The organism is Rhizobium sp. 01T437 (genome assembly GCF_056398505.1).
On the sequence record NZ_JBFTPM010000005.1, the window covers coordinates 404,598 to 416,515 of the forward strand.

13 protein-coding genes are annotated in these 11,918 nt (G+C 60.7%); 9 read left to right on the forward strand and 4 right to left on the reverse strand.

What is annotated here, in order from left to right:
• Nucleotides 1-55 precede the first annotated feature (55 nt).
• From AC1DM5_RS12825 to AC1DM5_RS12835, 3 genes are all read right to left on the reverse strand, one after another.
• Nucleotides 56-1,009: an acetyl-CoA carboxylase carboxyltransferase subunit alpha gene (locus tag AC1DM5_RS12825; protein ID WP_007822237.1), complete on the reverse strand. Its 954-nt coding sequence runs from the start codon at nt 1,007-1,009 to the stop codon at nt 56-58.
• 62 nt (nt 1,010-1,071) lie between these two features.
• Nucleotides 1,072-2,025, reverse strand: coding sequence for a site-specific tyrosine recombinase XerD (xerD, locus tag AC1DM5_RS12830; protein WP_477822250.1), 954 nt, complete (start codon nt 2,023-2,025; stop codon nt 1,072-1,074).
• A 4-nt stretch (nt 2,026-2,029) separates the two neighbouring features.
• Complete coding sequence (locus AC1DM5_RS12835) at nt 2,030-2,206, reverse strand: hypothetical protein (protein ID WP_007822234.1); 177 nt, start codon at nt 2,204-2,206, stop codon at nt 2,030-2,032.
• A 148-nt stretch (nt 2,207-2,354) separates the two neighbouring features.
• Here AC1DM5_RS12835 and AC1DM5_RS12840 point away from each other — a divergent pair, with 148 nt between their 5' ends.
• Genes AC1DM5_RS12840 through AC1DM5_RS12855 form a run of 4 tightly spaced genes read left to right on the forward strand, consistent with a single transcriptional unit; the run spans nt 2,355 to nt 5,920 of the window.
• A complete protein-coding gene (locus tag AC1DM5_RS12840) occupies nt 2,355-2,945 on the forward strand; it encodes a shikimate kinase (protein WP_477822251.1) in 591 nt (196 codons plus the stop codon).
• A complete protein-coding gene (aroB, locus tag AC1DM5_RS12845) occupies nt 2,942-4,072 on the forward strand; it encodes a 3-dehydroquinate synthase (protein WP_477822252.1) in 1,131 nt (376 codons plus the stop codon). Before AC1DM5_RS12840 ends, aroB begins: the two co-directional genes overlap by 4 nt.
• Nucleotides 4,072-5,382: an HlyC/CorC family transporter gene (locus tag AC1DM5_RS12850; RefSeq protein WP_477822253.1), complete on the forward strand. Its 1,311-nt coding sequence runs from the start codon at nt 4,072-4,074 to the stop codon at nt 5,380-5,382. The genes aroB and AC1DM5_RS12850 overlap by 1 nt, the downstream gene beginning before the upstream one ends.
• 58 nt (nt 5,383-5,440) lie before the next feature.
• Nucleotides 5,441-5,920 (forward strand): DUF2938 domain-containing protein, encoded by a 480-nt coding sequence (locus AC1DM5_RS12855; protein ID WP_477822254.1) that lies wholly within the window; start codon nt 5,441-5,443, stop codon nt 5,918-5,920.
• A 57-nt stretch (nt 5,921-5,977) separates the two neighbouring features.
• Here AC1DM5_RS12855 and AC1DM5_RS12860 read toward each other — a convergent pair whose 3' ends face one another.
• Entirely contained in the window at nt 5,978-6,259 is a 282-nt protein-coding gene (locus AC1DM5_RS12860; RefSeq protein ID WP_037071995.1) for a BolA family protein, read from the reverse strand.
• Between the two features lie 105 nt (nt 6,260-6,364).
• Here AC1DM5_RS12860 and AC1DM5_RS12865 point away from each other — a divergent pair, with 105 nt between their 5' ends.
• From AC1DM5_RS12865 to AC1DM5_RS12885, 5 genes are all read left to right on the forward strand, one after another.
• Nucleotides 6,365-6,985 carry a J domain-containing protein gene (locus tag AC1DM5_RS12865; RefSeq protein ID WP_113319712.1) on the forward strand — a complete coding sequence of 207 codons (621 nt, stop codon included), beginning with the start codon at nt 6,365-6,367 and terminating at the stop codon, nt 6,983-6,985.
• A gap of 309 nt (nt 6,986-7,294) precedes the next feature.
• Nucleotides 7,295-8,287, forward strand: a complete 993-nt coding sequence (cobS, locus tag AC1DM5_RS12870) for a cobaltochelatase subunit CobS (RefSeq protein WP_477975083.1) — start codon at nt 7,295-7,297, stop codon at nt 8,285-8,287.
• 12 nt (nt 8,288-8,299) lie between these two features.
• Nucleotides 8,300-10,201, forward strand: a complete 1,902-nt coding sequence (cobT, locus tag AC1DM5_RS12875) for a cobaltochelatase subunit CobT (RefSeq protein ID WP_477822256.1) — start codon at nt 8,300-8,302, stop codon at nt 10,199-10,201.
• A 24-nt stretch (nt 10,202-10,225) separates the two neighbouring features.
• The gene (locus AC1DM5_RS12880) at nt 10,226-11,224 is read left to right on the forward strand and encodes an esterase-like activity of phytase family protein (RefSeq protein ID WP_477822257.1); all 999 of its coding nucleotides are present in this window, start codon (nt 10,226-10,228) and stop codon (nt 11,222-11,224) included.
• Between the two features lie 73 nt (nt 11,225-11,297).
• Nucleotides 11,298-11,861, forward strand: coding sequence for an ATP-binding protein (locus tag AC1DM5_RS12885; RefSeq protein WP_477822258.1), 564 nt, complete (start codon nt 11,298-11,300; stop codon nt 11,859-11,861).
• The last annotated feature ends 57 nt before the right edge of the window (nt 11,862-11,918 follow it).

Genomic DNA, 11,918 nt, shown 5'->3' on the forward strand with positions numbered 1-11,918 from the left:
ATAACATTATTGTGGCCAAGATTTGGCCCCAATCAACTGCGCCGACCTGTGGATTTTACAGATTGCGGCCCATGGCGAGGAACTTCTGGCGGCGGTCATTGCGCAGTTGTTCGCCGGAACGGGAGGCCATTTCGGCAAGCGCGTTGGAGATCATATCGCCGGTGGCGGCGATGACGCTGTCGGGATCGCGGTGGGCGCCGCCGAGCGGCTCGGGGATGATGCCGTCGATGACGCCGAGGGCCTTCAAGTCCTCCGCCGTGATCTTCATGTTGGTCGCAGCTTCCTTGGCGCGGGTGGAATCGCGCCAGAGGATCGAGGCAGCACCTTCCGGCGAGATGACGCTGTAGATCGAATGTTCGAGCATGTAGACGCGGTTGCCGGTAGCAATCGCTATCGCGCCGCCCGAGCCGCCTTCGCCGATGACGATCGAGATCAGCGGCACCTTGACGCCGAGGCACATCTCCGTCGAACGGGCGATGGCTTCGGCCTGACCGCGCTCTTCGGCGCCGACACCCGGATAGGCGCCTGCGGTATCGACGAGGGTGATGACCGGAAGCTGAAAACGATCCGCCATTTCGAGGATACGGATCGCCTTGCGGTAACCTTCAGGACGGGCGCTGCCGAAATTGTGCTTCAGGCGGCTCTTGGTGTCGTTGCCCTTCTCCTGGCCGATGACGGCGACCGGCTGGCCGCGGAAGCGGGCAAGACCGGCCTGGATGGCGGCATCCTCGGAAAACTTGCGGTCGCCGGCAAGTGGCGTGAATTCCTGAAAGAGTGTCTTGGCGTAATCGACGAAATGCGGACGCTGCGGATGGCGCGCGACCTGCGTCTTCTGCCAGGCGTTGAGCTTCGAATAGATCTCGACGATCGCCTCGCGGACGCGGACTTCGAGCCTGCCGACTTCGTCGGAGGTGTCGATGCTTTCGTCTTCCGTCGCCAGCTTCTTAAGCTCGATGATCTTACCTTCGAGGTCGGAGATCGGCTTTTCGAAGTCGAGATAGTTGTGCATGAGGTGCGTTTCCGTTCCTTGTGCGCGGGGCAGTTTCCTGGTTCCGCCCCTTGTCGCCGGTCCTATTCGTGCTTTTTCGCCTGTTTTGCAAGGGGGTGGTGCGTATGGACGAGCTGCTGGAGCCGTTCTTCCAGAACATGCGTATAGATTTGTGTCGTCGAAATGTCTGAATGGCCGAGGAGTTCCTGCACGACACGCAGGTCCGCGCCATTGGCCAGAAGGTGGCTCGCGAAGGCGTGTCGCATGACGTGTGGCGAAATCATCGACGGCGTGAGGCCGGCGCGGATTGCCAGATTCTTGAGATCGCGGGCGAAAACCTGGCGCGGCAAGTATCCCTCTTTTGAGGCGGCCGGGAAGAGCCAGGGGCTCTCCTGGGGCTGTTTTGATGCGGCGTTTTCAGACGCCAGCATGCGGCCGTAGGATTTCAGAGCGGCAATGGCCGATTGGGAAAGCGGTACCAGCCGCTCCTTGTTGCCCTTGCCGCGGATCATCAGGAAACGGCCTTCCTGATCGAGAACGCGGGCTGGAAGCGAGACGAGTTCGCTGACACGCATGCCGGTGGCATAGAGCAGTTCCAGCAGCGCCAGCATGCGCATGCGATGAAGCCGGCCGGGGGCAGGGTCAGCGGCCTCGGTTTCTGCCTGAGTAAGCAGCTTGGTCACTTCCTCGACGCCCATCGTCTTCGGCAGGGAGCGGCCCTTCTTCGGCGCATCGAGAATGCCGGTCGGATCGTCGGTGCGCAGGCCCTCGGCATAGAGGAATTTGTAGAACTGCCGCATGGAGGCAAGGCGGCGGGCCTGTGAGGAGGGTTTGAAACCCTGCGCGGATAGCGAGCCGAGATAGGCGCCGAGATCGCCCGAAGCCGCTTCGGTCAGGCGAATGCTGCGGCCGTGAAGGAAGGAGCGCAAGTCGTCCAGATCGCGTTCGTAGGATTGCAGCGTATTGACTGCAGCACCCCGCTCGGCACTCATCATTTCCAGAAATGATTCCACATGGACGCGGCCGAGATCCTTCATCGCGTCACTTCTTCGTGGTGTTGATCGTGCCGGTCGACGGCGGGTTCACCCGCTCGGAGGGGATGCGGATCGTCACATCGCGTTCCTGCGGCTCGACGAAGGTGACGAGCGCCCACATCGCTCCATAGATCAGTCCGGCGATGACCGCCAGGACGGACAGGAAACGGATCAGGCTCGGCATCCGACTACTCCTTAGAACTCTGCTTCTGTTATAAGAAGCATGTTTGCAAGTGCAAGAAGCGGCAGTGAGACCATGATTCCCTTGCCCGCGACTTGACGCTACACCCGCATTTGTCGATACCGTTTGCAAACAAAGTGTGAATGGACCGATGAGTGAACCCCCAGTTTCCGTTGCAGACAGCCTGAGAGATAGAGCTCGCGCCGCGCTTGGTTCACGCAATCTGATCCTCGTCGGCCTCATGGGTGCCGGAAAATCCTCGGTCGGGCGCCTCGTTGCGCAGCAGCTCGGCGTTCCCTTCATCGACAGCGATATAGAGATCGAGCGCGTTTCGCGCATGACGATCACGGAGCTTTTCGCGGCCTATGGAGAAGAAGAGTTCCGGGCGCTCGAAGCGCGGGTGATAAAGCGCCTGCTGAAAGGCGGTCCGCGTGTCGTCTCTACCGGCGGCGGCGCCTTCATCAACGCCCGCACGCGCAGGCATATCAAGAAGGGCGGCCTTTCGGTCTGGCTGAAGGCCGATCTCGACGTGCTCTGGGACCGGGTCAACAAGCGCGATACACGTCCGCTGCTGAAGACCGAAAACCCGAAGCAGACGCTCGAAAATCTGATGAACGCCCGCTACCCCGTTTATGCCGAAGCCGATCTCACGGTGCTTTCGCGCGACGTGCGCAAGGAAGTCATGGCCGATGAAGTGCTGAGAGCCGTGGTCGAGGCCCAGAAGGAAAGTGCAGTATCATGAGCGCGATCACCCCCGCTTCCGCCGTCCGCAAGGTGCATGTACCGCTTGGCGAACGTGCTTATGACATTCTGATCGGGCCAGGGCTGATCGCCAGCGCCGGGGGCGAGATCGGCTCGCGGCTCAAGGGCCGCAAGGCGGCTATCATCACTGACGAGCATGTGGCGCCGCTTTATCTCGATGCCTTGAAGGCGAGCCTCGACGCTGCCGGCATCGTCTCGGCTGATGTCGTGCTGCCGGCCGGAGAGAAGACCAAGAGTTTCGAGCATCTGATCAATGTCTGCGACAAGGTTCTCGAAGCGCGCGTCGAACGCAATGACTATGTCATCGCGCTCGGTGGCGGCGTCATCGGCGACCTCTCGGGTTTTGCGGCTGGCATTGTCAGGCGCGGCGTGCGCTTCGTACAGGTGCCGACCTCGCTGCTCGCCCAAGTGGATTCCTCCGTCGGCGGCAAGACCGGCATCAATAGCCGCCACGGCAAGAACCTCATCGGCGTCTTCCATCAGCCGGATCTGGTTCTCGCCGATACGGATGTCCTGAATTCCCTGAGCGAACGCGAATTCCGCGCCGGTTATGCCGAAGTCGCCAAGTATGGCCTGATCGACAAGCCGGACTTCTTCGCCTGGCTGGAGAACAACTGGCAGGCGGTCTTTGCAGGCGGTTCGGCCCGTATCGAAGCAATTGCGGTCAGCTGCCAGGCGAAGGCGGATGTCGTGGTTGCTGACGAACGGGAAAACGGCCAGCGGGCGCTGCTCAATCTCGGCCACACCTTCGGCCACGCGCTGGAGGCCGCGACCGCCTATGACAGCAGCCGGCTGGTTCATGGTGAAGGTGTTTCGATCGGCATGGTGCTGGCGCATGAATTTTCGGCGCGCATGAACCTTGCAAGCCCCGATGATGCCCGCCGCGTCGAGGCGCATCTAAAGGCTGTCGGCCTGCCGACCCGCATGTCGGAAATCCCGGGCACCCTGCCGCCGGCCGAAGTGCTAATGGATGCGATCGCGCAGGACAAGAAGGTCAAGGGCGGTAAGCTCACCTTCATTCTTACACGCAGCATCGGCCAGTCCTTCGTCGCCGATGACGTGCCGGCTTCCGAAGTGATCAACTTTCTCAAGGAAAAACATCCCTGATGTCAGTCGAAGGCACCCTGGCGTTTTTATCGGTCTACTGGCCGGAGATCGTTTCGATCGTGGCCCTGGTATTGATGTCTGCCTTCTTTTCGGGGTCCGAAACCGCGCTGACCGCCGTTTCGAGAAGCCGGATCCATACATTGGAAGCCAATGGCGATGAGCGCGCCGGTCTCGTCAGAACCCTCATCGAGCGTCGTGACCGGCTGATCGGTGCGCTGCTGATCGGTAACAACCTCGCCAATATTCTCTCCTCGTCGCTGGCGACAAGCGTATTTCTGGGGATCTTCGGCAATTCTGGTGTGGCGCTGGCAACGCTTGCCATGACTATTATCCTTGTCATCTTCGCGGAGGTTCTGCCGAAGAGCTGGGCGATCTCCACGCCGGAGCGTTTTGCGCTCAATGTTGCAATACCGACACGGCTCTTCGTCGCCGTGGTCGGTCCGCTCTCTTCCTTCGTCAATGCGATCGTGCGCCGGATCCTCGGTCTTTTCGGGATCAACTTGTCGCGCGAAGTCTCGATGCTGTCAGCGCATGAAGAGCTGCGCGGCGCCGTCGACCTGCTGCATCGCGAGGGTTCCGTCGTAAAGGCCGACCGTGACCGTCTGGGTGGCGTGCTCGATCTCGGCGAACTCGAGCTTTCCGATATCATGGTCCACCGCATGGCGATGCGGGCGATCAATGCCGACGATCCGCCGGAATCCGTGGTCCGGGCGGTCCTCGAAAGTCCCTATACGCGCATGCCGCTATGGCGCGGTACGATCGACAACATCATCGGCGTCGTACACGCCAAGGATCTGTTGCGGGCGCTCGCCGAGCCGAACATGGAGCCGCAGCAGCTCGACATCGTGAAGATCGCCCAGAAACCCTGGTTCGTGCCCGACAGCACCAATCTCGAAGACCAGCTCAATGCCTTCCTCCGCCGCAAGCAGCATTTCGCCGTCGTCGTCGACGAATATGGCGAGGTGCAGGGCGTCGTGACGCTCGAGGATATTCTCGAAGAGATCGTCGGCGATATCTCAGACGAACACGATATAGACATGCAGGGTGTGCGCCAAGAGGCAGACGGTTCCATCGTCGTCGATGGTGGCGTATCAATCCGCGATCTCAACCGCGCACTCGACTGGAACCTGCCGGACGAGGAGGCGACGACGATTGCCGGTCTCGTCATCCATGAATCGATGACCATTCCCGAAGAGCGACAGGCCTTCACTTTCTACGGCAAGCGCTTCGTCGTCATGAAGCGGGAAAAGAACCGCATCACCAAGCTGCGCATCCGCCCCGCCGAGGAAGACGAGGCCAAGCCCGCCTGACCAAGATTTCCGTTACCGGCGCCATTTCCGTGCGCCGGCTCATCCTACAGGATCTGACATGTTCGACATTCTCTGGCGATCCGTCGCCATCGGCATCGGGGCAACCGTCCTCATGGATATCTGGGCGATCCTGCTCGCAAAGCTCGGCGTGACGCCGTCGCCGAACTGGGCGCCAGCCGGCCGCTGGTTCTGGCATCTCGGCAAGGGCAAGGTCTTTCACGATAATATCGCTGATGCCGCGCCCTATGCCAACGAGCTGGCGCTCGGCTGGATCGGCCACTACGCGGTCGGAATCCTCTACGGCATTCTGCTGGCGATCTTCGTCGGTCCGGCCTGGTTTGCCGCGCCGACTTTCCTGCCGGCCTGGATCCTCGGCATCGTCACCGTCGGTGCGGGCTGGTTCCTGATGCAGCCGGGTCTTGGGCTTGGCTGGGCGGCTTCGAAGACGCCGAATCCCACGAAGGTCCGTGTGCTCAATCTGCTCGCCCATACCGTCTTTGGTTTCGGGCTTTACGCGACGGCGCTGATTATCCGCTAGAGCAATTCACGCAAAAGTGCGCAGCGGTTTGTGTCCGGAATTGCATGAAAGTAGGCTCTACCAGCGCGTCGGTTCGCCCGGCGCAGCCGGCTCGACGGCCAATGCGTGAAGCCCGGCATCCAGCTCGGGCTTCAAGAGGTCGGTGATCGCCCTATGCCGTTGCAGCCGAGACATGCCGACGAATTTTGCAGAGACGATGCGAACGCGCATATGCGTCTCGCCAGTGCCCGTGATGTCCGGCTGGTGGCCGGCATGCAGATGGCTCTCGTTGATGACGGAGAGGCGTTCGGGTGCGAAGGTCGCCTTGAGCTTCTCTTCGATGCTGGTCTGGAGTGTCATCACGGGGTCTTTTGAGTTCATGGAAAAGGTTCCCACCAAGCCAGCAACATTCCCGTTTGTCAATTCTTGTTGTCAGCAGTCAGCAGCCCCATAATTAGCGCCGCCATGAGACTTGATTCCAAATACTTCGATCGCATCCGAACGCGCCGCAGGCGAGAGCAGGAGCCCGAACAGGCGCCTCCAAGCTGTCAGTGGGACGGCTGCGACAAAAAAGGCACGCATCGCGCTCCTGTGGGACGCAATGCGGAAGGCCAGTTCTTTTTGTTCTGTTTCGAGCACGTCAAGGACTACAACAAGGGATACAATTATTTCTCCGGCCTCTCGGACGGCGAAATTGCGCGCTACCAGAAGGAGGCGATCACCGGTCATCGCCCCACCTGGACGGTCGGCGTCAACAAGGATGCCAAGAACAGCCCGCTGCATGCCGAAGTTCGCTCCGGCGCCTATTCGCGCGTGCGTGATCCGTTCGGTTTCGTGAAGGAAGGTAGCGGTAAGGGCAGCGGCCCGCGTTTTCCGCAAGCCCGCAAGCTGAAATCGCTGGAAGCCAAGGCTTTCGATACGATGGGACTTGCGGCGAACGCCACCTCGGCGGAGATCAAGAGCAAGTACAAGGAACTGGTCAAGAAACATCACCCCGATGCGAATGGCGGCGATCGCGGCTCGGAAGAGCGTTTCCGCGCCGTCATCCAGGCCTATCAATTATTGAAGCAGAACGGTTTTTGTTAATTCCCGTCCTTGCTCTTAAGCTTCAATCGGGTATGGTCCACATCGGCTGAGGCCGCAGGCAACCGCGGCATACATTTGTGCGTTTTCCCGACATCGCCTCTGCCGACCTTCCGGACGCGGCGTTTCTTGTCCGGGACTCTTTCAAGAATGCTCGCCAGCGGTCATTATCCCGCCGAGGTTTCGTTTCAGTCCCGGAGAAGTATCGCCGACGTTCCGACCTGACGGGCGCGGAATAAATATCGCGGCGTCATGATTGCGAAATGGCCTGAGACAGTATGGCCGGGTGCCATCACCCGCCTTGGAGACATGATGAGCAAGATCGAACTTGATATTTCCGAACTGCCCGACACCACCGTTTCGGTCCGCGAGGCCTTCGGCATCGATTCCGACATCCGCGTTCCCGCCTACAGCAAGGGCGACGCCTATGTGCCGGATCTCGACACCGATTACCTCTTCGACCGTGAGACGACGCTCGCGATCCTCGCCGGCTTTGCCCATAACCGACGCGTGATGATCTCCGGCTACCACGGCACGGGTAAGTCTTCGCATATCGAGCAGGTTGCCGCGCGCCTCAACTGGCCTTGCGTGCGTATCAACCTCGATAGCCATGTCAGCCGTATCGATCTCGTCGGCAAGGACGCGATCGTCGTCAAGGACGGGCTGCAGGTCACCGAATTCAAGGACGGCATCCTGCCTTGGGCCTACCAGCACAATGTCGCGCTCGTCTTCGACGAATATGATGCCGGCCGCCCGGACGTCATGTTCGTCATCCAGCGCGTGCTGGAATCTTCCGGCCGCCTGACGCTGCTCGACCAGAGCCGTGTCATCCGTCCTCACCCGGCCTTCCGCCTGTTTGCGACCGCCAACACCATCGGTCTTGGGGATACGACGGGTCTCTATCACGGCACGCAGCAGATCAACCAGGCACAGATGGACCGCTGGTCGATCGTCTCGACGCTGAACTATCTGCCGCACGACCACGAAGTGAATATAGTCGCCGCCAAGGTGAAGAGCTTCGGCAAGGACAAGGAMGGCCGTGATACGGTTTCCAAGATGGTCCGCGTTGCGGATCTCACGCGCGCTTCGTTCATGAACGGTGATCTCTCCACGGTCATGAGCCCGCGTACAGTCATCACCTGGGCCGAGAATGCCGAGATCTTCGGCGATATCGCCTTCGCCTTCCGCGTTACCTTCCTCAATAAATGTGATGAGTTGGAGCGTCCTCTGGTGGCCGAGCACTATCAGCGCGCCTTCGGCGTGGAACTGAAGGAAAGCGCGGCCAACATCGTGCTGGGGGCTTAAGGCCAGTCGATCATGGCATCTCGTGGTGACAATTCGAAAGCAAAGCCTGGTGCGCCCGTCGATGTCGAGCCGTTGCGGCGGGCGATAACGGGCTGCGTGCGCGCAATCGCGGGTGATGACCAGGTCGAAGTGGCCTTCGCCAATGAGCGTCCCGGCATGACAGGCGAGCGCATTCGTCTGCCGGAGCTTTCTAAGCGTCCGACGGCGCATGAGTTGGCGGTGACGCGTGGCCTTGGCGATTCCATGGCACTGCGTATCGCCTGCCACGACGAGAAGGTCCATTCCAGCATGGCGCCGCAGGGCTCGGATGCCCGGGCGATCTTCGACGCTGTCGAGCAGGCGCGCGTGGAATCGATCGGTTCGCTGCGGATGGAAGGCATGGCTGCCAATCTGCGTTCCATGACCGAGGAGAAGTACGCCAAGGCGAATTTCACCGGAATCGAACGGCAGGAAGATGCGCCGATCGGCGAAGCCGTTGCGATGATGGTGCGCGAAAAGCTCACCGGCCAGAAGCCGCCGGCTTCGGCCGGAAAAGTTCTCGACCTGTGGCGTTCCTTCATCGAAGACAAGGCTGGCAGCGAGCTCAACAATCTCACCGGTGTCATCAACGACCAGCAGGCCTTCTCGAAGGTCATCCGCAATATGCTTTCGGCCATGGAAATGGCCGAGGAATATGGCGATGACGACAGCGATCCTGACGCCGACGATCAGTCCAACGAGGATGATCAGCCGACCGGCGACGAGCAGAACGAGGATGAGGTCGACGAGGATGCCGGCAGCGATGCCGCACCCGTCGAAGATAGCGAAGTCTCCGACGAGCAGATGGAGGACGGCGAAACCGAAGGTGCCGAAATCTCCGACGACGACATGATGGAAGAGGGCGATGACGATTCCGAGACGCCGGGCGAAACCCGCCGTCCGAACACGCCGTTTGCTGATTTCAATGAAAAGGTCGATTACCACGTCTATACGGAGGAATTCGACGAGATCATTACGGCCGAAGAGCTGTGCGATGCCGCCGAACTGGAGCGCCTGCGCGCCTTCCTCGACAAGCAGCTGGCGCATCTTCAGGGCGCTGTCGGYCGTCTTGCCAACCGCCTGCAGCGCAAGCTGATGGCGCAGCAGAACCGCTCCTGGGATTTCGATCTCGAGGAAGGCTATCTCGATACGGCCCGCCTGCAGCGCATCATCATCGATCCGACACAGCCGCTCTCCTTCAAGATGGAGCGCGACACGCAGTTCCGCGATACGGTCGTGACGCTGCTGATCGACAATTCCGGCTCCATGCGCGGCCGGCCGATCACGGTTGCCGCGACCTGCGCCGATATCCTGGCGCGCACGTTGGAGCGCTGTGGCGTCAAGGTAGAGATCCTCGGCTTCACGACAAAGGCCTGGAAAGGCGGTCAGGCACGCGAGAACTGGCTTGCCAATGGCAAGCCGCAGACGCCCGGTCGTCTCAACGACCTGCGTCACATCGTCTACAAGTCGGCCGATGCCCCGTGGCGGCGCGCACGCACCAATCTCGGCCTGATGATGCGCGAAGGCCTGCTCAAGGAAAACATCGATGGAGAAGCGCTGATCTGGGCGCATAATCGCCTGCTGGCGCGGCGCGAGCAGCGCCGTATCCTGATGATGATTTCGGATGGTGCGCCGGTCGATGATTCCACGCTTTCGGTCAATCCGGGCAATTATCTGGAGCGGCATCTGCGGGCCGTGATCGAACAGATCGAGACGCGTTCTCCGGTCGAGCTTCTGGCAATCGGCATCGGCCATGACGTGACACGTTACTATCGCCGCGCCGTGACGATCGTCGATGCGGACGAGCTTGCCGGCGCTATGACAGAGCAGCTTGCCGAATTGTTCGAGGATCATGCCGCACAGCCGCGTGGTGGCCGCCTGCGCCGCGCTGGCTGATACAGTTTCGGGGAAAACATCCGCATGGCGTTTGAAAACCTGTCCCGCGCGGCTCTGCTTGTCCTTGGCCTCGCGACAGGCTTGTCAGGCGCTCATGCGGGCGAGCCTGCGAAGATCATCAGCCGCAAGATTTCGGATTTCCATATCGGCCGCGACGAAACCCGCTTCGGCCCCGTGGAATTTATCGGCGGGCTGGAGATGGTGTCGAGCAATTCCCTTTTCGGCTCGCTTTCCTCCATCCGCATGCGCCCTGACGGCAACGGTTTCATCGGCGTGCTCGATACCGGGCACTGGCTGACGGGCAGCATCGAGCGCGATGCCAAGGGCAGGCTGTCCGGTCTTTCCGGTGTCGAGATCACGCCAATGCGGGATCGTGTTGGCCGGATCTATGAGGGAAAGGGGCGCATGGATGCCGAAGGGCTCGCGCTCGATGGCGACCGGATTCTCGTTTCCTTCGAGCAGGACCATCGCGTCGACGTCTATCCGGATCCCGGTTTTCTCGACTCGCGATCCTTGTCGACGGTCGGGATCCTCATTCCCCGCGACGAGATGCGGGCAAACCGCGGCATTGAAACCGTTGTCGTAGCCCCCGACTCGAGCCCGCTGAAAGGCGCGCCCGTAATCGTGGCGGAGCGTAGCCTCGACGAGGACGGCAACCGGCTTGCAGCTATTCTGGGCGGGCCTCTGAAGGGGCAGTTCACGGTCGAGAAGGATGGCAGCTTTGATGTGACTGACGGTGCCTTCCTGCCGGGCGGGGACCTGCTGCTGCTGGAGCGGCGCTTCAACATGGCCGAAGGTATCGGCATGCGCATTCGCCGCATCAAGGGAGCAGACATCAAGCCCGGCGCCATCGTGAACGGCGAGCTGCTCGTCGAGGGCAACTTCAATTACGATATCGACAATATGGAAGGACTCGATACCTTCCAGGCAGCCGATGGCACGACGCATGTCATCCTGGTGTCGGACGACAATCACTCCATCCTGCAGCGCAATCTGATGCTGGAATTCCGGCTGGTCGATTGAGCGGCCTTCGAACGGCTGTCATAACTCTGCGCTATGCGGACCATCCCTTTCGATATCAGCCTTTGAGAGTTGTATGATGCGCATCCATATCACGGGAGCCTCGGGCTCCGGCACGACCACGCTTGGCCTGGCGCTGGCCGAGCTGCTCGACATCCGTCATCTCGATACGGATCATTTCTTCTGGATGCCGACCGATCCGCCCTTCACGACGCAGCGCGAGGTTGGAGCGCGTATCGCGATGCTCAGGCAAGAAGCGCTGCCCGATGCCGGCTGGGTGCTTTCCGGCTCGGCGATAAAATGGGGTGCGGAATTCGAGCCACTATACGATCTGGTGGTCTTTCTGAGGATCGATCCCGTCGCGCGTATGGAGCGCATCCGCAAGCGCGAGGAGGAGCACTACGGCGAGAGGATCAGGCCCGGTGGCGACATGGCGGTGAAAAGCCGCGAATTCATGGAATGGGCAGAGAGCTACGATACGGCGGGACCGGAACGCCGAAGTCTCGTTGGGCATGAGGAGTGGCTGAAGACGCTGACGAGGCCGATTTTGCGGCTCGATTCATCACGGCCTGTCGATGAACTCATCGCGGAGGTGCTGAGCCACCCGGCGGTCATTGCAGGGCGCCTTCAGTCGTCGTGAGATCTGCAAATGGCGTTGCCATCGGTTGGCGCGGGCTGGCTGCAGTAAGGTCTGCAG